This window comes from Acinetobacter oleivorans DR1 (genome assembly GCF_000196795.1).
Classification (GTDB): domain Bacteria; phylum Pseudomonadota; class Gammaproteobacteria; order Pseudomonadales; family Moraxellaceae; genus Acinetobacter; species Acinetobacter oleivorans.
Genome location: NC_014259.1, coordinates 3,266,881 through 3,289,015 on the forward strand (window position 1 = coordinate 3,266,881; position 22,135 = coordinate 3,289,015).

General features: G+C 39.1%; 19 protein-coding genes and 1 tRNA gene. 6 read left to right on the forward strand and 14 right to left on the reverse strand.

The features are described from left to right. The first annotated feature begins 18 nt into the window (after window positions 1–18). Window positions 19–834, forward strand: coding sequence for an arginyltransferase (locus AOLE_RS15320; RefSeq protein WP_013198773.1), 816 nt, complete (start codon window positions 19–21; stop codon window positions 832–834). A gap of 41 nt (window positions 835–875) precedes the next feature. Here the strand turns inward: AOLE_RS15320 and rimI are convergent, their stop codons facing one another. The 8 genes from rimI to AOLE_RS15360 all read right to left on the reverse strand — a co-directional run bounded on the left by rimI (window position 876) and on the right by AOLE_RS15360 (window position 9,767). After that, a complete protein-coding gene (rimI, locus tag AOLE_RS15325) occupies window positions 876–1,331 on the reverse strand; it encodes a ribosomal protein S18-alanine N-acetyltransferase (RefSeq protein WP_013198774.1) in 456 nt (151 codons plus the stop codon). A 107-nt stretch (window positions 1,332–1,438) separates the two neighbouring features. Beyond that, the gene (locus AOLE_RS15330) at window positions 1,439–2,314 is read right to left on the reverse strand and encodes a metal-dependent hydrolase (protein ID WP_013198775.1); all 876 of its coding nucleotides are present in this window, start codon (window positions 2,312–2,314) and stop codon (window positions 1,439–1,441) included. Window positions 2,315–2,554: 240 nt separating this feature from the next. Further along, on the reverse strand, window positions 2,555–3,436 hold the full coding sequence (locus tag AOLE_RS15335; RefSeq protein WP_013198776.1) for a metal-dependent hydrolase: 882 nt from the start codon (window positions 3,434–3,436) through the stop codon (window positions 2,555–2,557). A gap of 204 nt (window positions 3,437–3,640) precedes the next feature. Further along, window positions 3,641–4,831, reverse strand: coding sequence for an elongation factor Tu (tuf, locus tag AOLE_RS15340; protein WP_004794160.1), 1,191 nt, complete (start codon window positions 4,829–4,831; stop codon window positions 3,641–3,643). Window positions 4,832–4,925: 94 nt separating this feature from the next. Continuing rightward, complete coding sequence (gene fusA / locus AOLE_RS15345) at window positions 4,926–7,064, reverse strand: elongation factor G (protein WP_005303124.1); 2,139 nt, start codon at window positions 7,062–7,064, stop codon at window positions 4,926–4,928. 177 nt (window positions 7,065–7,241) lie between these two features. Beyond that, window positions 7,242–7,712 carry a 30S ribosomal protein S7 gene (gene rpsG / locus AOLE_RS15350; protein WP_004638185.1) on the reverse strand — a complete coding sequence of 157 codons (471 nt, stop codon included), beginning with the start codon at window positions 7,710–7,712 and terminating at the stop codon, window positions 7,242–7,244. A 160-nt stretch (window positions 7,713–7,872) separates the two neighbouring features. Beyond that, complete coding sequence (gene rpsL, locus AOLE_RS15355; RefSeq protein WP_002050319.1) at window positions 7,873–8,247, reverse strand: 30S ribosomal protein S12; 375 nt, start codon at window positions 8,245–8,247, stop codon at window positions 7,873–7,875. 200 nt (window positions 8,248–8,447) lie between these two features. After that, window positions 8,448–9,767, reverse strand: a complete 1,320-nt coding sequence (locus tag AOLE_RS15360; RefSeq protein ID WP_013198777.1) for an EcsC family protein — start codon at window positions 9,765–9,767, stop codon at window positions 8,448–8,450. A gap of 300 nt (window positions 9,768–10,067) precedes the next feature. Between AOLE_RS15360 and AOLE_RS15365 the strand changes: the two genes are divergently transcribed. The 5 genes from AOLE_RS15365 (at window position 10,068) to AOLE_RS15385 (ending at window position 15,524) form a co-directional block, all read left to right on the forward strand. Beyond that, window positions 10,068–11,297, forward strand: a complete 1,230-nt coding sequence (locus AOLE_RS15365; protein ID WP_004641618.1) for a beta-ketoacyl synthase N-terminal-like domain-containing protein — start codon at window positions 10,068–10,070, stop codon at window positions 11,295–11,297. Between the two features lie 18 nt (window positions 11,298–11,315). Further along, window positions 11,316–11,768, forward strand: a complete 453-nt coding sequence (locus AOLE_RS15370; RefSeq protein WP_013198778.1) for a CopD family protein — start codon at window positions 11,316–11,318, stop codon at window positions 11,766–11,768. Between the two features lie 163 nt (window positions 11,769–11,931). Next, a complete protein-coding gene (locus AOLE_RS15375; protein WP_013198779.1) occupies window positions 11,932–12,492 on the forward strand; it encodes a hypothetical protein in 561 nt (186 codons plus the stop codon). A 385-nt stretch (window positions 12,493–12,877) separates the two neighbouring features. After that, complete coding sequence (locus AOLE_RS15380; protein ID WP_013198780.1) at window positions 12,878–14,503, forward strand: NAD+ synthase; 1,626 nt, start codon at window positions 12,878–12,880, stop codon at window positions 14,501–14,503. Further along, window positions 14,496–15,524 carry a hypothetical protein gene (locus tag AOLE_RS15385; RefSeq protein ID WP_013198781.1) on the forward strand — a complete coding sequence of 343 codons (1,029 nt, stop codon included), beginning with the start codon at window positions 14,496–14,498 and terminating at the stop codon, window positions 15,522–15,524. Before AOLE_RS15380 ends, AOLE_RS15385 begins: the two co-directional genes overlap by 8 nt. A 43-nt stretch (window positions 15,525–15,567) precedes the next feature. Here the strand turns inward: AOLE_RS15385 and AOLE_RS15390 are convergent. From AOLE_RS15390 to AOLE_RS15415, 6 genes are all read right to left on the reverse strand, one after another. Continuing rightward, window positions 15,568–15,644, reverse strand: a tRNA-Met gene (locus tag AOLE_RS15390). Between the two features lie 157 nt (window positions 15,645–15,801). Further along, window positions 15,802–16,758: a carnitine monooxygenase, reductase subunit CntB gene (cntB, locus tag AOLE_RS15395; protein WP_013198782.1), complete on the reverse strand. Its 957-nt coding sequence runs from the start codon at window positions 16,756–16,758 to the stop codon at window positions 15,802–15,804. Window positions 16,759–16,805: 47 nt separating this feature from the next. Beyond that, the gene (locus tag AOLE_RS15400) at window positions 16,806–18,257 is read right to left on the reverse strand and encodes an NAD-dependent succinate-semialdehyde dehydrogenase (protein ID WP_013198783.1); all 1,452 of its coding nucleotides are present in this window, start codon (window positions 18,255–18,257) and stop codon (window positions 16,806–16,808) included. 63 nt (window positions 18,258–18,320) lie between these two features. Further along, window positions 18,321–19,436 (reverse strand): carnitine monooxygenase subunit alpha, encoded by a 1,116-nt coding sequence (cntA, locus tag AOLE_RS15405; RefSeq protein WP_013198784.1) that lies wholly within the window; start codon window positions 19,434–19,436, stop codon window positions 18,321–18,323. A gap of 42 nt (window positions 19,437–19,478) precedes the next feature. Next, window positions 19,479–20,453, reverse strand: coding sequence for an alpha/beta hydrolase (locus AOLE_RS15410; protein WP_013198785.1), 975 nt, complete (start codon window positions 20,451–20,453; stop codon window positions 19,479–19,481). A gap of 11 nt (window positions 20,454–20,464) precedes the next feature. Beyond that, window positions 20,465–22,117: a BCCT family carnitine transporter gene (locus tag AOLE_RS15415; protein ID WP_081399194.1), complete on the reverse strand. Its 1,653-nt coding sequence runs from the start codon at window positions 22,115–22,117 to the stop codon at window positions 20,465–20,467. Window positions 22,118–22,135: the final 18 nt, after the last annotated feature.

Genomic DNA, 22,135 nt, shown 5'->3' on the forward strand with positions numbered 1-22,135 from the left:
TAACAGGAGGGACCAATCATGAAATCATATCACCCGAAGTCCCTTTTAAATGATCTGCAGTATTATATTACTCCACCTCATGATTGCAGCTACCTAGAAAATAAATCGGCGCGCATGGTGTTTTTAGACCCTATTCATCGGATTGATGTGGTCACTCTTTCAGAACTTTCTCGTTTAGGATTTCGCCGCAGCGGTGACTTCGTTTATCGTCCTGAATGCCATTTATGCAGACAATGCTTATCTTGTCGCGTTCCAGTTGCCGATTTCCAAATGAACAGCATGCAGAAAAAAGCATGGAAAAGAAATCATGATCTGACCATGACAGTTTTGCCAACTCAGCAAGCTGCTCAGATTCATTATGATTTATATGAACGCTATATTAATGAACGCCATGCAGATGGTGACATGTTTCCACCAAGCTTAGATCAGTTTGAAAAATTTTTAGTACATAGCTGTACAGATAGTTTCTTTTTAGAGCTTTGGAAAGATAACCGTTTAATCAGTGTATCTACCTGCGATCTAATGGATGATGGACTGTCTGCGGTCTATACTTTCTTTGATCCAGATGAACATCGTAGATCACTTGGTGTGTACTCTATTTTGAACCAAATCGAATATGTGAAATCACTTGGTTTAGAATATCTTTATTTAGGTTACTGGGTGCCACACTCAGCCAAAATGAATTATAAGTCGCAATATACCCCTTTAGAACTTTTACTAGATGGGCAATGGCGCCGCTTAAACAGATCCTTATCGCCCGACGAAATTCAACAGTTAGGTACGTCGCTTATGACAACATTACCTTCTGAATGGAATAATTTAATTATTAAATAATTTTGATCTGACTTTCTTATGAAAAGTACTCAGATCAAAATTTAGAATAAAGAAGCAAAATCATCTGTACAGGTTTTTACCATAATGACTGCATGTTCCCGCCCCCCTTCTGGGGTAGGATAATAATTGCGACGAAGGTCGATTTGGTGAAAACCTGTTTTTTCATATAAACCGATAGCAGCTTTATTACTTTCACGAACTTCTAGAAATATTTGTACTGGTTGATTTTTTAATTGATCAATTGATGCATTTAATAACTCATATCCTAAGCCCTGACCTTGCATTTTAGGATCAACTGCCATGAGCAATAAATTTGCTTCATCAAGTACTGGTTGTAAAATACAAAACCCAACGACTCTATTTTGTGACTCAATGACAGTGCATTGATAAGAATTCAAAGATTCTACAAATTGCTGTCTTGACCATGGGTGTGTTTGCACTGATTTTTCGATTTGTACAACAATATCAACATCAGTGTTTTGCATAATACGAATCATGGGGTTCAGCACAATCAAAGTTCTAAAGTAGTGCGTATTATAAAAACTTCACAAGAAAAAACGAGTAAAAAAAAGGACAATTAAATTGCCCTTTTTTACCATCCTTTTTAGAGACCTAGTTTTTCACGCCAAGTTGCTAGCAACGCTGTAGTGTCAGAATCATTTGGATGAAATTTTGGTCTTAAGAAATCAAGTAACTCTGGAATTTGACGTGTCATAAAACCTTTACGACCATACATAAACTTAAGCATGTACTTCGTATCTTTCCACGTTAATTTATCATCAGTCTTGAGTAACTTAGCAGTAAAATAAGATTGAGTTGCAAAGATTAATGCCATTGCAATAATCAAAGCTGCTGAGCGCATAAAATAGGCTTTCGGACCTTGCCCATACATGCTTGTGTACACATCAAATGCCACAGCTTTATGTTCATTTTCTTCAACTGCATGCCACATCCATAAATGATACATCGTGTCGTCTTGGAACATCGCTTGAATTTCAGGATTTTGTAAAAGTTCAGCTGCAATGGTAGACGTAAAATGTTCTAGCGCACATGTTCCCGTCAAATCAATCATTTCTTTAGTGTAGCCAAAAGGTTTCATTAATTTTGTTACAACAGCCGTACCCACTTTAATGACTTTTCCTGTTTGCTTTTCCATATGGCGAACATCATAACCATAAGCTTGCGCTGAAGCATTAAATGCTAAATGCTCTTTCGAATGCATCGCTTCTTGACCAATAAATGCACTAATTTCTTTTTGAAGATCTGGATCAGCAAGCTTTAGATCATTTCGAACAGCACGAGTACTATTTACAAAGAACTGCTCACCTTCTGGGAAAAGGGCCGATAATGCTGTCATAAAATGTGTCAATGCCGCATCATAGTTTGCCCAATAGCGTGGGACCTGAGTAAATTCAAAGTCCATACGACGCACAGGGAAACTAGCACCAGCACGATTGGAAATATTTACCTTAGCATTCATCTCAGACTCCTTTTAAGTGAATAGCTAATTCACATATAACTTTATTTATTTTCTTAATATTTATAATCATACGTCTTTCGATGTACCAATTAAGTGCAGATGAGGACAGAGAAATATCAGATGAGGTCATTAATAACCCCATAAAGGTGCATAGACTTACTTATACTTATGGTTAGCAAATAATACTTAAAAAGAAAAAAGGGCTACTCATGAGCCCTTTCAAATCAACATAGATTTAAATTACAAACCTAATTTTGCTTTCCATGTTTTCAATAGACTAACTGTATCTAAATCATTTGGATGAAAACCAGGTTTAAAATAAGCTAGCATTTCTTTAGCCATACCACTAATAATACCTTTAGATGGGCTATATCCATATTTATAAATTACTGATAGCTCAGTTAAATTCAACTTATTGTCTTGTTTTAATAAACGAAGTACAAAAGATGATTGAATCAAAAAGATTAAAGTCATCGCAAATACTAGTGAACTCGTACGTAAAGCATAAGCTTTTACACCTTTGCCAAATACACCTTCGTACACGTCAAAAGCTACGGCTTTATGCTCATTTTCTTCGATAGCATGCCAATACCACATCGTTGACATCGTCTCATCTGTCATCAACTCTTGAATATGGTTATTAACTAATAACTGTGAAGCGATAGTAGCCGTAAAATGTTCAAGTGCTGTTGTAGCGGTCAGGTCAACCATTTCTTTGGTCATACCGAAAGGTTTAACAATTTTTACAAAAGCTTTAATTGCTGTTTGAATCGCCGTGTCAGTAAACTTCTCTAATGTTTCTACATCGTGACCAAACTTTTGAGCAGAAGCATTAAAATTTACATGCTCTTGAGTATGCATTGCTTCTTGCCCAATGAAGGCACTAATCTCTTTTTGCAATGCTTCATCATCTTTAATAGATGGGTGATAACGTACAGCACGTACACTATCTATGAAGAATTTCTCACCTGCCGGAAACAAAGCCGACAATGCTGTCATAAAGTGTGTGAGTCCAGCAGAACCATTCATCCAATATTCTGGTACATCATTAAAGTCAAAGTTCATACGACGTACAGGAAAGCTTGCTCCTGCGCGATTCGTAATATTCACTTTAGCATTCATACCCAAAGCTCCTTATTAAGTAATCCAAATTACTCAAACTTTATTGTTCGTTTTCTTGATTCTTATCATACAAATTTCATAAAAAGGATTAAGGGTAAATAAGGACATTGAAATATCAGTTAAGGCCAGCTTTTATAATGATTGTTAGACAATTAAATATAAAAAAAGCGCTCTAAAAAGAGCGCTTTTTTTCACTGAAAGTGATTATGCAGTTACTTTCGCAACAACACCAGCACCTACAGTACGACCACCTTCACGGATCGCAAAACGTAGACCTGGGTCCATTGCGATTGGGTGGATTAATTCTACTGACATTTCAACGTTGTCACCTGGCATAACCATTTCAACGCCGTCTTGTAATTGGATTGCGCCAGTTACGTCAGTTGTACGGAAGTAGAACTGTGGACGGTAACCGTTAAGGAATGGAGTATGACGACCACCTTCTTCTTTAGAAAGTACGTATACTTCTGCATCGAATTTAGTGTGCGGCTTGATTGTACCTGGTTTAGCAAGTACTTGACCACGTTGTACGTCTTCACGCTTAGTACCACGTAAAAGAACACCACAGTTCTCGCCCGCACGACCTTCGTCAAGAAGTTTACGGAACATTTCTACGCCAGTTACAGTTGTTTTAACTGTATCTTTAATACCAACGATCTCTACTTCTTCACCAACTTTAACGATACCAGCTTCTACACGGCCTGTTACTACAGTACCACGACCAGAAATTGAGAATACGTCTTCGATTGGCATTAAGAATGCTTTATCGATAGCACGTTCTGGTTCTGGAATGTAAGAGTCAAGCGCTTCAACAAGAGCAAGAACTGAAGACTCGCCATATTGACCAGCATCACCGTTAAGAGCAGCAAGAGCTGAACCACGGATAACAGGAGTGTCATCACCTGGGAAGTCATAAGTAGAAAGAAGTTCACGAACTTCCATTTCTACTAATTCAAGTAATTCTTCATCATCAACAAGGTCACACTTGTTTAAGAATACGATGATGTAAGGTACACCAACCTGACGAGAAAGAAGGATGTGTTCACGAGTTTGTGGCATTGGACCATCAGTCGCAGCACATACAAGGATCGCGCCGTCCATCTGAGCAGCACCAGTAATCATGTTTTTAACATAATCGGCGTGGCCCGGGCAGTCTACGTGAGCGTAGTGACGGATTGGAGAATCGTATTCTACGTGTGAAGTATTAATTGTAATACCACGTGCTTTTTCTTCAGGTGCTGAGTCGATTTGTGAGTAATCTTTCGCTTCACCGCCGTAAGTTTTTGCACAAATAGTTGCAATCGCAGCAGTTAAAGTTGTTTTACCATGGTCAACGTGACCAATTGTGCCCACGTTTACGTGTGGCTTATTACGTTCAAACTTGGCTTTAGCCATGATGATCTTCCTTTATAAACTGCTCATGCAGGGTCACTGCACGAGCGCTTGGTTTTTAACTAAGAATTAGTTTGGGCTTATAGTAATCGAAAGATTACTCGTCGTCACCTTTTTTACCGCCAGTCTGGAACTTAGCGATGATGCCTTCAGCCACGTTACGTGGAGTTTCAGCGTATTTAGCGAATTCCATAGAATAAGTCGCACGACCTTGAGACATAGAACGCATTTGAGTCGCGTAACCAAACATCTCAGCCAATGGAACTTCTGCTTTAATTGCTTTAGTTCCACCAGGAAGATCATCCATACCTTGAACCATACCACGACGACGGTTTAAGTCACCCATGATATCGCCCATGTAGTCTTCTGGAGTTTCTACTTCAACTTTCATGATTGGTTCAAGAAGGATAGGATCAGCTTTCATGAAACCGTCACGGAAAGCGTATGAACCAGCCATTTTGAACGACAATTCATCAGAGTCGACATCATGGTAAGAACCATCGAATAATGTCGCTTTGATACCCACAACAGGGTAACCAGCTAATACACCATTCTTCATACGTTCTTGAATACCTTTGTCAACTGCGCCAAAGAATTCTTTAGGTACTACACCACCAACAACTTCTTCAACGAATTGGTATTCTTTACCAGCTTCTTCAACATCAAGCGGTTCAAGACGTACATATACGTGACCAAACTTACCTTTACCACCAGTTTGACGTACGAACTTACCTTCTTGTTCAACAGACTTTTTGATCGTTTCACGGTAAGCAACCATTGGTTTACCAATGTTCGCTTCAACACCGAATTCACGCTTCATACGGTCAACGATGATGTCAAGGTGAAGCTCACCCATACCAGCAATAATTGTTTGACCAGATTCTTCGTCTGTACGAACGCGGAACGATGGATCTTCTTTAGCCAAACGACCTAAAGCGATAGACATTTTTTCTTGGTCTGCTTTAGTTTTTGGTTCAACAGCCAATGAAATTACTGGCTCTGGGAATTCCATACGTTCAAGAGTAATGATGTTTTTCTCATCACATAATGTATCACCAGTAGTAACGTCTTTAAGACCTACACACGCTGCGATATCACCTGCACGGATTTCATCAAGATCTTGACGTTCGTTCGCATGCATTTGCACGATACGACCGATACGTTCACGCTTAGATTTAACTGGGTTATAAACCGGATCACCTTGTTTAAGAACACCAGAGTAAACACGTACGAATGTTAAGTTACCTACGAATTTGTCGTTCATGATTTTGAACGCAAGTGCAGAGAACGGAGCTTCGTCAGATGCTTCACGAGACGCTTTAGTTTCGTCTTTGTCGTCAAGGATACCTTCGATCGCTTTAACTTCTGTAGGTGATGGTAAGAATTCAATTACAGCATCCAACATACGTTGAACACCTTTGTTTTTGAACGCTGAACCACAAAGCATTACTTGAATTTCAGAAGCTAATGTACGAGCACGTAAACCTGCAATGATCTCTTCTTTAGAAAGATCACCTTCTTCAAGGTACTTGTCCATTAATTCTTCAGAAGCTTCAGCCGCAGCTTCAACCATTTTTGTACGCCATTCGTTAGACGTATCAACTAGGTCAGCTGGGATATCAGCATATTCAAACTTCATACCTTGAGATGCTTCATCCCAGATAATCGCTTTCATTTCGATAAGGTCAACAACACCTTGGAACGTATCTTCAGCACCAATTGGCACAACGATAGGAACAGGATTACCACCTAAACGAGTTTTAACTTGCTCAACAGCACGGAAGAAGTTTGCACCAGTACGGTCCATCTTGTTCACGAATGCTAAACGAGGCACTTTATATTTGTTCGCTTGACGCCATACAGTTTCAGACTGAGGTTGTACACCACCTACAGCACAGTAAACCATGCACGCACCGTCAAGAACACGCATAGAACGTTCAACTTCGATTGTGAAGTCTACGTGTCCCGGGGTGTCAATTACGTTGATACGGTGTTGTTCGAATTGGTTACCCATACCAGACCAGAAACAAGTTGTAGCAGCAGAGGTAATTGTAATACCACGCTCTTGCTCTTGTTCCATCCAGTCCATTGTTGCTGCACCGTCGTGTACTTCACCAATTTTGTGAGATACACCTGTGTAGAACAAAATACGTTCAGTTGTAGTTGTTTTACCTGCGTCAATGTGCGCAGAAATACCGATGTTACGGTAACGAGTAATTGGGGTTTGGCGAGCCATGATGTCTACATTCCTAAATGTTATATTTAAAACAGGACGCACCAATTAAATTGATGCGCGCGAATATCCAAACAGGCAACTTAAATACCTGCAAAGCTCCCACTTTGATAAAGAGCAATGTTGAATCGAGCTGCTGTACGCATGAATATTCTCCTGAATAAGGCCTGTTTTATCCGCTTAGAAACGGTAGTGAGAGAAGGCTTTGTTAGCTTCAGCCATACGGTGCACATCTTCACGTTTTTTGATTGCTGCACCTTTACCTTCAGCTGCATCAAGCAACTCACCAGCAAGACGTAAAGCCATCGTTTTTTCAGAACGCTTAGCAGCAGCATCTACTAACCAACGCATAGCTAAGGCAGTACGACGGGATGGGCGTACTTCCATAGGTACTTGATAAGTAGCACCACCAACACGGCGTGCTTTTACTTCAACCATAGGACGAACTTTTTCAAGAGTAGTCTCGAAAAATTCAACTGGGTCTACTTTGTTTTTTTCTTGAACACGTTCTAAAGCACCGTAAACGATACCTTCAGCAACAGATTTTTTACCATCTTGCATTACGTGGTTCATGAATTTAGCGATTGTTTGGCTGCTAAATTTTGGATCTGGAAGGATCTCACGAGCAGCGACTACGCGACGTCTTGGCATTTTAATACACCTAATAATATGACACTTCAGGATAATCCAGCAGTTTGTACAAGTGTCATGTACACGACGCTGGCCTTACTATACGTCGCTTGAATTACAAATCTATGAAGAATTCAAACAAGCGAAACGCTAAAGGGCTTATTGGACTAGTTTCCTAGAATTACTTCTTAGGACGCTTAGTACCGTATTTAGAACGTGATTGATTACGATCTTTAACACCAGCACAGTCTAATGAACCACGAACGGTATGGTAACGTACACCTGGTAAGTCTTTAACACGACCACCACGGATAAGAACAACACTGTGCTCTTGTAGGTTATGACCTTCACCACCGATGTAGCTAGATACTTCAAAACCTGAAGTTAAGCGAACACGGCAAACCTTACGCATAGCTGAGTTAGGTTTTTTAGGTGTAGTTGTATAAACACGTGTACAAACACCACGACGTTGTGGACAAGCCTTCAACGCAGGAACTTTGGATTTTTCAACCAAAGTCGTACGACCCTTACGGATCAACTGATTCGTTGTTGCCATATGGCAATTCTCCCGTTATTAAAAAACCTTAAAAAGAAAATACCTCTTTTTAAGGGCACATAATTGTAAGCTAAGATGCAAAAATGGTCAACACGGCAATACTTACCAAATGTTGACCATATCAATCTTTGACAGGATAACTTACAAATCTAAATAGAGTTCAAATTTTATTTTTAAACCTCTTATTTGTAAGGGTATTGTTAAGAGTATTTTTTATCATTCAACTCCTCTTCATCTTCCTCAGGAGTTAAAGCCGGTTTTTGCTCAGTATGCTCATGTTCCTCTACATGTTTATCAGCAAGTTGCTCGATACCTTGGTGAACATTTTCCTGAATTTTTTCTTCACTCTTTTTACTTTCTGTAGGCTTTAAGACAATAGATACTTTTGAAATGACATCATGGTTTTCTACTTTATGATGATGTGCAGCATGAATATTACCATCCTCACCCACATTTAAAAGACGAGGACTCGCCTTCTGGATGAGCGTTACTGCAGCATAATAGGCCTGTAACGGAGATAAATGCTCACTTGGATGCTCATTTAAATAATGTCTTGCAGCACCAAAAATGGCTTGTGCTTTATGACCAACATCTTCTTGTAATTTCCAACTATATACTGCGCTTAAAACAGCACCAGCAACTGGTGTAACTTTGCCAAATGCTGAAAGTTTAGGAATACGGTTTAACCAACCCCATTTAAACTCTCCATCTTCATCGACTAGCCAGTTCTTTAAAGTATCAAAATCGGTAGTTGAACCTAACACTTGCTGAAATTGATGAATATCTTGCGTTTCCAACATATTTCGTAATGTTTTTAAAGCTATCAATAAAGTTTGCTTTTCAGCAATCAGACTAATATCAACTTCTTTAAAGATAAACTCGACAACGTCTTGGTCTGTAACTTCCAGAAGTTCAAAACCATGTGATCTACCAGTCTGATAAATCGTTCTTAAAACCAGCACGAGTGAAACAGGAATATCTACAGCGGCGCCAACTACACCCGACACGCCTGTAATTGCACCTTGTACAGTTGCAATTAATTTATTTTGTTCGATAAGCGCCTGACTTAAACGCTGAGAACGGCCCGTATCTTTAGTGAGCTCAAATAAATCTTTAGCACCCGCTTCTTCTAGGATTTTTTCAGTTAAGGTGCTTTTTGAACTAAAGTCATTCAACCAATCAAATAAATAACCTGAGATTTTTTCATCCCAATCTGGGGAAAGAAATGTAGCCACACCATTTACTTTTGTAAAATGTCGCCCAAAGACCTGACGAGTTACTTTCGGCAATTGTTCTCGCAGCATTTGTTGAGGACTTTCATATTGCTCAACTTCAAATGGGCTTTTTGTTCTCGATTTTCCTTCAACTGTTTTCCCAGTTGGAATTGGTTCAATTACCTTACTGACGTCACCTGATTGGTTCTGTTGCAAGATACTCAATCCTGTAGAACTGAGCTTTTTAGCCACTCCGAAGACCTGAGAAAACAAATTGTCAGATTGATTATTATTAAATTTTGTCATCAAGTACCTCGATTTTTTAATTTATCTAATTAGACATAAATACTAGGTGGAATGTGGATTTATCTCAACTTGAATGTGTGTATTTTAGTTAACCCTAAATGCAACATACTATGTATTTAGTTATTTTTTTTAAATGTAAAATTGTCATAAAGATTTGCCATAAGAAATAAAAATCCTTTCTGCTATCATGTTAACAACGAAAAAACATGAGTCTTGTTTTCTTACAGCTATATTCTCCTATTTGTTTTCATAGCTGTTGATCACCATAGACTCTTAATATCACCATAAAGGGACCTGTAGATGAAACGTGTTGTAATCACTGGTATGGGTATTAACTCATGTATCGGTAACTCTTTAGAAGCAGTTACTCATTCACTTCAAAATGGAATCTCCGGGACACGTTTTAACCCAACTTATGCTGAACTCAATTTTAAAAGTCATGTGAGCGCTGCTGCAGAACAAGATTTTGATCATATTGATCGTAAGTTAAAACGCTTTATGGGCGTATGTGCAATGTACGCTTACAATGCTGCTGTAGCTGCTGTTGAACATGCAGGTCTTACTGCTGAGCAAATCGGTGGTAATCCACGTTACGGTATCGCAGGCGGTTCAGGTGGTGGTTCAACTGCATCTGTTGTTGAAATGACAGAGCTTTTAGAAACTAAAGGTGCACGTAAAGTAGGACCTTTCTTCGTACCACGCAACATGTCAAACACTATTACTGCAAACGTAGGTGTTGCATTCAAACTGCAAGGTATTGCTCATACAATTACAAGTGCTTGCGCAACTTCTGCTGACGCAATTGGTTATGCGTACAACCTGATTCAACTCGGCAAACAAGACCTTATGCTTGCTGGTGGTGGTGAAGAAGATCATTGGTCTCAAAGTTTATTGTTTGATGCAATGGGTGCGCTTTGCTCAAAATATAATGAAACTCCAGAAACAGCATCTCGTCCATATTCAGCAGACCGTGATGGTTTTGTTATTGCTGGCGGTGGTGGTTTCGTGGTACTTGAATCACTTGAACACGCTCAAGCACGTGGTGCCAACATTTTAGCTGAAGTTGTTGGTTATGCTGCAAACAGCGATGGCGCAGACATGGTTGCTCCAAGCGGTGAAGGTGCTACACGTTGTGTGTTAATGGCACTTGAAGAAGCTAAGCAACATGGCGTAGACAAAATTGACTATGTAAATACACATGGTACATCTACTCCAGCTGGTGACATTACAGAACTTAAAGCAATGGAACGTGCATTTGGCGAAGGCAATGTGCCTCCTCTTAGCTCAACTAAATCTATGACAGGTCATAGCTTAGGTGCAGCTGGCGTACAAGAAGCTATTTACTCTGTTCTAATGATGCAAAATGACTTTATTGCACCAAACATCAATGTAACTGAACTTGATGAAGGCGCAAAACCTTTTGATATCGTACTTGAAAAACGTGATGCAAAATTGAATACTGTAATGAGTAACAGTTTTGGCTTTGGCGGTGTTAACGCTTGCCTTATTTTCAAGAAGTGGGATGCATAATCCCACCTAGGATTATCGATGGATGCACCTTCTGATGCTTTTTTGTGGGTAAAAGCATTACATATTATTGCCGTGGTTTGTTGGTTCGCTGCTTTGTTCTACTTACCACGTCTATATGTTTATCATGCTATGAGTGAAGATGCTGTTAGTCATCAACGCTTTGAAGTAATGGAACGTAAGTTGTATCGTGGAATTATGTGGCCTTCTCTGATTGCCACATTAATTACTGCTCATTTTCTTGTGGATTGGGGCGATGCAACTCGACATTATCATCAAGCAACATGGTTTTACCTTAAAGTTGGATTAGTTGCTTTATTAGTCATCTACCATTTGGCATGTGGCTACTACCGTAAAAAACTTATCGGAAATGCTCACTATAAATCACATAAGTTCTGGCGCTTCTTTAATGAAATGCCAACCTTAATTTTATTTGCTGTTGTGATTTTAGTTGTCGTAAAGCCTCAGTTTTAACTGGGGCTTTTGCTTTTCTTATCTAAGAAATCTTTTATTCACAGCAATAAGAAAAACTAGATCCATTTAAAGCTTTATATTTTTAAAACAGAACGATAAAACTAATGAATAATCACACCTCTTTATTTCGCGATACCTAACCTATAGTATGCTAAAGAAATAGATGAACTCATTTAATGGCAAAGCTATGCTACTTTTTAATGCCTTTAAACGCTTAATTCGCACACAATTTATTCTTTTTACGCTTTTTATTTTCCGTCACTTAAAAAACTACCCAATTAGACATTTGACTGCCCAAGAAAAAGTATTAGCACAAATGGTCTTTGGCGACATGCTCAATTGTGAACAACCTAAAATTATTGCTACTCGCTACCTTCCTTGGCAGTCTTACGGTATTTTTATGGCTCCAAACGGAAATATTTATGTCAATCTTTCCGATTACAGTGAAAATTATGCTCTAGAATCTAAATTTATGCAGGGTATTTTTATTCACGAACTCACTCATGTCATGCAGTATCAAAAAGGCATTCATGTACTACTTAAAGGCGCCTTACTGCAATCGGCTTATTATCTGAGCTTTAAAAGTTACAACCCCTATAAATACACCTACTCTCCCCACAAGGCTTTTAGCTCTTATAACATTGAACAACAAGGTGAAATTGCCCGTGACATTTGCTCTGGTAAAATCCCAAATATTATCTGTTCACCACAAGTTCATTTGTAACTAAATAATCAATCCTTCTTTGAACGTAACATTTTTTGCTTAATGTAAATGAGAATTCTTATAAATCAGAAATACTTACCTAAGCTATGAAATCACTCTTATTTAATTCAAATTATTGAAAAAAATATAACGCCCTTATTCCAAATTGGCTTGTGATAAGGCAGTATACAAACAATAAAAATAATGAAGCCTGTTTCTATTCTATACAGAAAATCTCGTTATTTTTACGCAGAAAATATGTGATTGGTATATATTATTGATCTTGACATTTTTGTTTACTATTTTAATTGTTTAATATCGTATCATACACATCGTTGAAAAATTATATCTATAAAAATCAACACTATGTGTATCTATATTCGTTATGATCTAGGATTAGGTTTGAATGAAAAGTTTTAAAGTTGCCCTTGCTCAGTTTTCTCCGCATATTGGCAATATTGACTCAAACACCAAAAAGATGATTGAGCAAGTAAATCAGGCGAAAAAACAAAACGCTGACCTGATTATTTTTCCCGAGCTTTCTGTTATTGGTTATCCAGCTGAAGACTTATTGCTACGTCCAAATTTAAATAAACGTATGCAAAAGGCTTTTGCTCAACTTGCCGAAGTTAAAGATATTGTCATGGTTTTCGGATTTGTGAACCAGACAGAAGATGGTCAACGTTATAATTCCGCTGCTGTCATGAAAGACGGTCAAGTTTTGGGTGTTTTTAACAAACACAATTTACCAAACTATGGCGTCTTTGATGAAAAACGTTATTTCCAAAAAGGGCATCAGCATTTGGTGTTTGAATATCTTGGACATAAGTTTGGCGTATTGATTTGCGAAGATATCTGGTCAATTAATACCGTAAAACAGTTAAGCCAATTAAATGTTGATACAGTTCTTGTATTAAATGCATCACCATACGAAGTCGGTAAACCACAGCACCGTACACAAACCTTGAGTGAACTTGCAAAACAACTTCACCTCAACATTGTGTACGTTAACCAAGTGGGCGGCCAAGACGATTTAATTTTTGATGGCACAAGTTTTGTCAGCAATAAAGATGGTGGAATTGCTTTACAAGCACCAAGCTTTAAAGAAGATCTCTACATCGCTGAATTTGACCCAAAAAACAAAGCATTTAAAGTCACAGAATCAGCTCCTGCTTTAGAAACATTTGCAGAGATCTATCAAGGTTTAGTTCTGGCAACACGTGACTATGTAGAGCGTTCAGGTTTCCCTGGTGTAATTTTAGGTTTATCTGGCGGTATTGACTCAGCTCTTACACTTGCTATTGCTGTTGATGCAATTGGTGCAGAAAAAGTACAAGCCGTAATGATGCCTTATACTTATACTTCTCAAATTAGTGTAGAAGATGCGGCAGAACAGGCTCGTCGTATGGGTGTAACTTTCGGTATTGCTGAAATACATTCAGTTGTAAATAGCTTTATGCAAACCTTGTATCCTTTCTTTGGCAACTCACCAGCAGATGCAACCGAAGAGAACTTACAAGCGCGCGCACGCGGCACATTACTCATGGGCTTATCAAATAAATTTGGTAATTTAGTACTCGCTACTGGCAACAAATCTGAGCTTTCAGTTGGCTACTGTACACTTTACGGTGATATGGTTGGTGGCTTTGCAGTTCTAAAAGATGTTTATAAAACTATCGTATTTGAATTAGCAAAATACCGTAATAGCTTAAGTGAAACTCCTGTTATTCCTGAACGTGTTATTACTCGTCCACCTTCAGCAGAGCTTCGCCCAGACCAAAAAGACCAAGACTCTTTACCAGCATATGATGTATTGGATGCCATTCTTTACGCATACATTGAAGAAGATTTAAGTCAGGCAGATATTATTGCCAAAGGTTTTGATAAAGAAGTAGTTGAAAAAGTTATCCGTTTAGTTGATCGTAATGAATATAAACGTCGTCAAGGCGCGATTGGGCCGAGAATTACTTCTCGTGCATTTAGTCGTGAACGACGTTATCCGATTGTCAACGGTTGGACAGCGAATGACTGAGCAGGAAAACTCATCAAAAACTACAGCACTTGCTCAAGCACTTTTGCTTGAGCAGGTGGAATTTTTCAAAAAACAATTATCTATAGAAAACTCACCTATTTATTTCCAGCAGTTCATTCAACTGTTTATGCAACATGCTGACGAAATAAAACTTCATGAAGTTGTTGATTTAGAGCAACTACAAGCCGTTGTGAAACGTTATGCTTTTGAAATGCAGCTAGGTGCTGGTTTACTTGAGTTTATTGGGGAAATTGCGCAGCGTATTTATCTATCTGCCATGAAGTCTCCAATTCAGCTACAAGATTTGGTATCTGACCACCAATTTGAAATGTGGCTCTCCAAATTTTTAGAAATGGAACATATTCCTCTTTATCTCAATCAGTTTTTAAGAAGTAGTCCTTCTGTACAACAACTTTGCCAATATATTGCAACCTCAACCTTAGAACAAAAATTACCAAAATTTCTAAGTGCATCTAGAGTTGATGACTATCACTTTGAATGGCAACACAAACTCAAAAAATTCTCCTTTCTACAGCAACAACGTCTTGAGCATAAACTTGAAACTTGGATTGCCAGCTTTATTCATGAACAACTCACAGAATTAAGTCTTTTATCGAGTGAAGATTTAGAAAGCCTAGTGCGTCATGTCTGGGAAGATATTAGACATAAAAAAATGTATGAGTTTATGAAGCAACTCACTCCTCTCGATGTTGAAGAGTTTTTTGTTTTAATTTACGAATACTGGAAAGAGTTACGCCAGTCGCAATTCATGCAAGATCTGATTTTGTATGGTGTTGAAGTTTTTTATGACTTTTATAAAGACCAGAGTTTATTTGAAGTATTAAGTGAGATTGGTTTAACCGAAAGCGACTTACAAACTGAAGCTTTACGTTTTTATCCGAAGGTTATGAATGCCTTTAATGAACACGGTATTTTAGAACCATTATTACAAGCGCTTTTAGCTCCTTTTTATCAAAGCTCAAAAACACTCGATACGATTGAAAAACACTTTAATATGTAAAAAGCAGATAAAAAGAAACCATGCATGAGCATGGTTTTTAAAATGGTGGCTATGACGAGACTTGAACTTGTGACCCCCGCATTATGAGTGCGGTGCTCTAACCAACTGAGCTACATAGCCGTAAACTGTGTGCGCATTATCTATAGTTCTGTATAGCAGGTCAAGAGTTCAAAACCACTAAATTCCATCAAATGAACAAATAAGATTCAGATCATCATTATTTGTTCATTTTTTAGCAAATTTTCACTTTAAACAGTTGATCAACCAAAGAAATATATTAGAGATCTAATACCAGTTTTTTTCCTTTTGCTCGCGATACACAAATCATCATGCTCTTTTGTGAAGCCTTTTCTGCATCACTTAAGTATTGATCAAAATGCTCTGCTTCACCTTCTAAAATAGCAGTTTCACATGTGCCGCAAACCCCTTCACGACATAAGCATTCCACATCAATATTTAATGTTTCGATGGCTTGTAAAATTGTCTGATTACTTTGTACTTCAATTTCCTGATTAGACTTAGCAAGTACTACCGTAAACGCTTCTCCATCTTCTGGAACTGTTGAAGCAAATTGTTCCCAGTGGATATACTCATCGCGGTAACGATGCTTATTACAGCAATCAATCACAGCATCAATCATGGGTTTCGGTCCACAGACATAGACATGCGTGCCTTTAGGTTGTGATGAAATCAGTTCATCCAAATTTAATGCGCAACCTTCTGAGTCAACATAACTAAACACATGATCAGGATGTTTCTGTTTTAACTCATCTAATAAAGCCGCGTGTTCAGGTGAACGGTAGGCATAATGTAGCTCAAATTCAGCACCGCGTACTGCAAGCTCATCCATTTGTGGCAAGAATGGTGTAATACCAATACCACCTGCGATTAAAATATGTTTATTGCCTGTTTCCGCTAATGGAAATAAATTTTTTGGTTCTGAAATCTGAATTTCACAGCCTTCATTACATTGATCATGCATAAAAACCGAACCGCCCTTACCTTCCACATCTTTACGAACACAGACTTGGTAAGTAGATAGGTCTTGCGTACAGCTCATCAATGAGTAAGCATTTGAAAGTTGCTCATTCATTTTGACAATAATATGGCTTCCCCCACTAAATCGAGGAAAGTTCTGCCCATCTTGACGTTTGAACGTGAACCGTTTGATTAAAGGGGTTAGCTGTTCCACATGAGTAACAACTGCCGGGAACATTTCATAATGACTAGCCATATTAGAATCCTTCTTTTACCGCATTTTCTTATTGCTAGGGCTTATCCTTAAAGCCCTAAACACATGTATTTAATAGTCATGAACTCTTCAAGACCATACTTTGAGCCTTCACGCCCAACACCTGATTGTTTTACACCACCAAATGGTACAACTTCATTTGAAATTGCTGTGGCATTCATACCGACCATTCCATATTCAAGCTGTTCTGATACTCGCCATAAACGTGAAATATTTTCGCTATAAACATAAGCAGCCAAACCGAAGATCGTGTCATTGGCCTGAGCAACAACATCAACTTCATCTGTAAAGCGAATGAGCGGCGCAACTGGACCAAAAATTTCTTCTTGGACAATTTCCATTGTACGGTCAACGTTCGTTAGAACTGATGGCTCATAAAAGGTTTTTCCTAAAGCATGTTGTTTACCACCGCAAGCAACCTTAGCACCTTTACTCACTGCATCATCAATCAACTGCTGTGCTTTTAACACCGCTTTTTCATTAATTAATGGGCCAATTTGTACGCCGTCTTCCAAACCATTACCGACTTTAAACTTTTGTACTTCTTGAACAAACTTCTCGGCAAAAGCTTGATAAATATTGTCATGCACATAAATACGGTTAGCACAAACACAGGTCTGGCCTGCATTACGGAACTTGGCAAAAATCGCACCTTGTACAGCTTTATCTAAATCGGCGTCATCAAACACAATCAGAGGAGCATTACCGCCTAACTCAAGCGCCAATTTTTTAATGGTACTTGAGCACTGCTGCATCAGTAGGCGTCCTACTGGAGTTGAGCCAGTAAAGGTCAATTTTTTCACTTTTTCATGTGAAGTAAATACCGAACCAATTTCTTGTGATTTACCTGTAACGACGTTAATCACACCAGCCGGAATACCTGCTTTTTCCGCAAGCTTTGCAATCGCTAAAGCACAATAAGGCGTTTCATTCGCTGGCTTAATCACGACCGTACATCCAGCTGCTAAAGCTGGTGCTGCTTTACGAGTAATCATGGCAATTGGGAAATTCCATGGCGTAATCGCAGCCACCACACCCACAGGTTCTTTACTAATAATAAAACGCTGCTGGTTATTTACAGTTGGAATCACATCACCATAAATACGCTTACCTTCTTCGGCAAACCATTGAATAAATGAGGCAGCATAACGCACCTCACCTTTCGCTTCTGCCAGAGGTTTTCCTTGTTCAATGGTCATAATTAAAGCAAGTTCATCGATATGATCGAGAACCAGTTTGTACCAAGCTAATAAAATATCTGCACGGTTTTGAGCAGTTAAAGCCTTCCAACTTTGTAAAGCAGTATAAGCAGCTTCAACCGCCTGTGTAGCTTCAGCCGCTCCCATATTTGGAATTGTGCCAATTTCTTCGCCTGTTGCTGGGTTAGTCACTGGAACCGTTGCATTTGACTGTGCAGCTAACCATTGCCCGTTAATATAGGCTTGTTGCTGAAATAATTCAGTGCTTTGTAAACTCGACATATCATCTTCCTAACTGAAGAATCAGGTGTAAGTCATCTTTACACCTGAATAAATCCATTTGTTTTATTTGTGATGCTGCGCCACTAGATGCTGGAAATAAGCAATACCATGCTCACTAATTCCTGAGCGTTGCTTGTCAGTCATGATACGGCCTTGACCACGATAACCACGTGATTTCAAACCACGTTGTACGCTTTCGACCAAGTTCAAATCTTCAGGGCGGAATACATTGCGATACCACTCAATTAAGTCTTTCTGATCTTGAGTGAGTTCTTCGTTCGTGAAGTAAATATCGTAGTGCTGCAAAGTCGTTTCTGCATCAACTGGGAACTCATAGATCACCGTCATGAAATTGCTGCCTGGTGGTACGTTGAACATAGTACAAGGCCAAGTCCAGAAACCATGAAACTCAGGATCTGTTATTGATGGATCAAGCTTAAATGACTTCTCAGATGAGCGAGCAAAACCATACTGTAAAGTCCAGTTTTGATGTGTGGTATGCCAATATTTATCAACTTGTACTGAGTCAGCAAAACCAGGATGTGCAGGCCCACAGTGATAGCACTCTAGATAGTTATCAACAATTACTTTCCAGTTTGCTGGCGTTTCTGTCACAAAACGTGCCGCCAGTTTCAAATCTTTAATCACGCTACATGCTTGATTTAAACGCTCAGCAAATTCTGGAAGCTGGTCTTCTACGCAAGTCGCATTTTCATCCATATTAATGAAAATAAAGCCAGCATATTCCTCAACTTTTAAAGGCACCATGCTTGAGTTTTCTTTATCGAAAGATTCAACATGGTCACAGTTACGTGCCAAAGCCAAGCTACCGTCTAGCTTGAAAGTCCAAGCATGGTATGGGCAGGTAATTACATTTTTTGCTTTACCACTGCCACTTAAAAGCTCGTGACCACGATGCGGACATACATTATAAAACGCACGTAAAACGCTATCTTTACCACGAATGATGACAATATTTTCACCAATTACTTTACGGGTAATATAGTCATTCGGTTGTGCCAACTCACTGCCATGTGCAACACAAATCCAGCTTTTAGCAAAGATTGCTTCTTTCTCATGCTCAAAAACTTGCGATGAAGTATAGAAAACTTTAGGGAAAGTCCATGCAACATCTGGGTTTGCGCAAAAATCTTCAGGTAATTTTTCAACTGCACTCATATTATTACTCCATTAAATTCTTTTCGTCCAAATGACTCGATATTAAATTGATGCCTTTTCGACACTGCTCAACATACGGCGTATCGCACTCAGCATGTTTTGATATAACTGTTGTACTTCTGGGCAGTCACGCATCAGACGTAAACTGCCATGTAATAATCCTTTGCCTAAATGGAACTCACTAGGAATCCCAGCTTGTTCCAATTTTTGGGTAAAGAGATAACCGTCATCACTTAAAGGGTCATACTCTGCAACCGCTACGAAACTCATAGGCATATCTGAAAAGTCCGTTGCCAATAAAGGCGCTAGACGTAAATCCTGCCAATCTTGTGAGTTAGGTGCATATTCCTTTAAATAAAAATGCATATCTTCCGTTGTTAACAACGGCGCATGGGCATGCTTTTGTGCGGCTGGTGTATCAAGCGCTGTAGTTAAACATGGATAAACCAAAGCTAGACCTTGAGCTTGCAAACCACTATGTTGTAGTTCAACTGCAAGGGCTGCTGCCAAATTACCGCCTGCACTATCGCCTGCTAGAACGATATTTTCACTATTAATCTGCCAAGCTGAACCATGCTTTTTAAGCCATTGATAAACTGCTAAACAATCTTCAAAAGCTGCCGGAAAGCGGTGCTCTGGTGCCATACGGTAATCTACGCTAATGACAACTGCATTTAAGTCCTGACACAAATAGCTGGTAATAAACTCATGTGAATCGAGCCCACCAACCATCCAACCGCCGCCATGTAAATACAACACACATGGCCAACCAGACTCAGGTCGATTTGTTTTTGGTAAATACACACGAACAGGAACTTGATGCTCATCATTTGCAACAAAGCGATCTTCTACTTCAATCTTGCCATCACGTGGCAAAGTGTAGTGTCGACACATTGCGTCATAGGCCGCACGGACTGAGTCAATATCTGCATCTGCTGGTGAATAAATGCTGCTCCAATACACAAGGCTTTGCATTTCTTCACTTAAGGCATAAGTGGTCTGTTCATGTGTAGTCATTACCGTTCCCTCTAGCTGGTTTTTCTATCCAGTTTGATTGAGCTTGCAAGCTCAAGCTGCATCCGTTTTGCATGTTCATCTTGAGACTGGTTTAAACCAATTTCCTGATCATCATAACCTTGTTGCTCAATTAAATGCGATGGGACTTTGGCATAATCTTGAATCAACCATTTCACTAAGCCATAGGTTTGAATCAGAATAATCACAATGAATGGTAAAGCCGTCACAATGGTTGCTGTTTTCATTGTGTCCAAAGGCGCTTTACTAAAGATCATGGCAATTGGAACTAAAGTCAGCATGACACACCAGAACAAACGAGCATTTGGCGATGGATCTTGCCCTTCACTTAAACCACGTGTACATGTTGCTGAAACCGCATAGCCTACCGCATCCATGTGTGCTGCCAAGAACACCACCATAATGCCGAGGAAAATCCACATCATTAGTTTTCCAGCAGGTAACAGACTGAGCAATTGACCAATCGCAACCTCACCACCTTGTTGGCTTAAGATTTGCGGTACATTTACAGCCCCATGGATAAAGCTATAGACGCTGTAGTTTTCAAACACACCAAAGATGAACCAAAGACCGACACTACCACCAATTACCATGGCAAAGATCACTTCTTTAATCGTACGACCTTTAGAAACACGCGTTACAAAGAGTGCCACACCCGGTGCATATGAAATCCACCACAACCAGTAAAATACAGTCCATTCACGAGTAAACTTGCCATCGCCCATTGGGTCGGTAAACAAACTCATATCAACGAAGTTGGTTGCCATTAATCCAAAACTCATTAATGAATTATTCAAAATGAATTGGGTCGGACCAAAGCAAAGTACATAAATTGCAAATAACACAACACCCAAGCACACCAAATGGCTTAAACGCTGCATACCTTTGTCCATACCAACGTAAGAACTAAGAGCAAACACAACCGAGACACCCAAAATAATGATGACCTTGGTCATAAAAGTATTTGGGATACCAGTGAGTTGAGACAAAATATTGGTAAATGTCACGGCGGTGAGTACCAACGAAATCGTCAAAGCACCAAACATGCAAAGCAAGAACATGAGGTCGACTAAACGCCCAACCACGCCAGTTGATTTAAAGCCTGTTACAGCCTCAATCACGGAAGCCAAACTTAATCCTTTGTTTTTTCGCACATGGTAGCTGTAGCACAAAGAAATTGATGCCAATGCATAAATTGCCCAAGCACTTAAACCTGAATGAAAAAACGAGTAAGCCACACTATATTTCAATGCTTCTGCTGACTCAGGCGGTAAGCTCAAACCCGGAGTTTGATAATAGTAAGCCCAGTCCAAGAAGCCCCAGTACAGTGTAGAAGACCCAATACCTGACAAGATGAACATAAAAATCCATGACATCGTGGTGTATTGAGGTTTCCCTTCACCTAGTTTGATTTTTCCATATTTACTAAAGGCCAAACCAAAAGTAAAAATGATGGCTAAAAAAGCAAACAGTAATACTGGTGTTGTAAATACCGATGTCGTCCACTGCATCCATGTTGCAGCAATCTTGATCGACTCTTGCGAATAAATTGCCAAACCAGCAACTGAAATAAATACAAACAGTAAACTGGTTACGGCAAGAACTTTATCCGTATAAATTTTTGTGTTTTGATTATCCATATCCATACATCCATTTTTGGATGG

What these genes read in the sequence shown, in the direction of transcription:
- rpsL (WP_002050319.1), bottom strand. Translation starts at nt 8,247, where the DNA reads ATGGCAACAACGAATCAGTTGATCCGTAAGGGTCGTACGACTTTGGTT.
- AOLE_RS15335 (WP_013198776.1), bottom strand. Translation starts at nt 3,436, where the DNA reads ATGAATGCTAAAGTGAATATTACGAATCGCGCAGGAGCAAGCTTTCCT.
- AOLE_RS15370 (WP_013198778.1), top strand. Translation starts at nt 11,316, where the DNA reads ATGGATGCACCTTCTGATGCTTTTTTGTGGGTAAAAGCATTACATATT.
- AOLE_RS15380 (WP_013198780.1), top strand. Translation starts at nt 12,878, where the DNA reads ATGAAAAGTTTTAAAGTTGCCCTTGCTCAGTTTTCTCCGCATATTGGC.
- cntA (WP_013198784.1), bottom strand. Translation starts at nt 19,436, where the DNA reads ATGAGTGCAGTTGAAAAATTACCTGAAGATTTTTGCGCAAACCCAGAT.
- AOLE_RS15385 (WP_013198781.1), top strand. Translation starts at nt 14,496, where the DNA reads ATGACTGAGCAGGAAAACTCATCAAAAACTACAGCACTTGCTCAAGCA.
- AOLE_RS15365 (WP_004641618.1), top strand. Translation starts at nt 10,068, where the DNA reads ATGAAACGTGTTGTAATCACTGGTATGGGTATTAACTCATGTATCGGT.
- AOLE_RS15375 (WP_013198779.1), top strand. Translation starts at nt 11,932, where the DNA reads ATGAACTCATTTAATGGCAAAGCTATGCTACTTTTTAATGCCTTTAAA.
- rimI (WP_013198774.1), bottom strand. Translation starts at nt 1,331, where the DNA reads ATGATTCGTATTATGCAAAACACTGATGTTGATATTGTTGTACAAATC.
- AOLE_RS15360 (WP_013198777.1), bottom strand. Translation starts at nt 9,767, where the DNA reads ATGACAAAATTTAATAATAATCAATCTGACAATTTGTTTTCTCAGGTC.
- AOLE_RS15320 (WP_013198773.1), top strand. Translation starts at nt 19, where the DNA reads ATGAAATCATATCACCCGAAGTCCCTTTTAAATGATCTGCAGTATTAT.
- AOLE_RS15415 (WP_081399194.1), bottom strand. Translation starts at nt 22,117, where the DNA reads ATGGATATGGATAATCAAAACACAAAAATTTATACGGATAAAGTTCTT.
- cntB (WP_013198782.1), bottom strand. Translation starts at nt 16,758, where the DNA reads ATGGCTAGTCATTATGAAATGTTCCCGGCAGTTGTTACTCATGTGGAA.
- fusA (WP_005303124.1), bottom strand. Translation starts at nt 7,064, where the DNA reads ATGGCTCGCCAAACCCCAATTACTCGTTACCGTAACATCGGTATTTCT.
- rpsG (WP_004638185.1), bottom strand. Translation starts at nt 7,712, where the DNA reads ATGCCAAGACGTCGCGTAGTCGCTGCTCGTGAGATCCTTCCAGATCCA.
- AOLE_RS15400 (WP_013198783.1), bottom strand. Translation starts at nt 18,257, where the DNA reads ATGTCGAGTTTACAAAGCACTGAATTATTTCAGCAACAAGCCTATATT.
- AOLE_RS15330 (WP_013198775.1), bottom strand. Translation starts at nt 2,314, where the DNA reads ATGAATGCTAAGGTAAATATTTCCAATCGTGCTGGTGCTAGTTTCCCT.
- AOLE_RS15410 (WP_013198785.1), bottom strand. Translation starts at nt 20,453, where the DNA reads ATGACTACACATGAACAGACCACTTATGCCTTAAGTGAAGAAATGCAA.
- tuf (WP_004794160.1), bottom strand. Translation starts at nt 4,831, where the DNA reads ATGGCTAAAGCCAAGTTTGAACGTAATAAGCCACACGTAAACGTGGGC.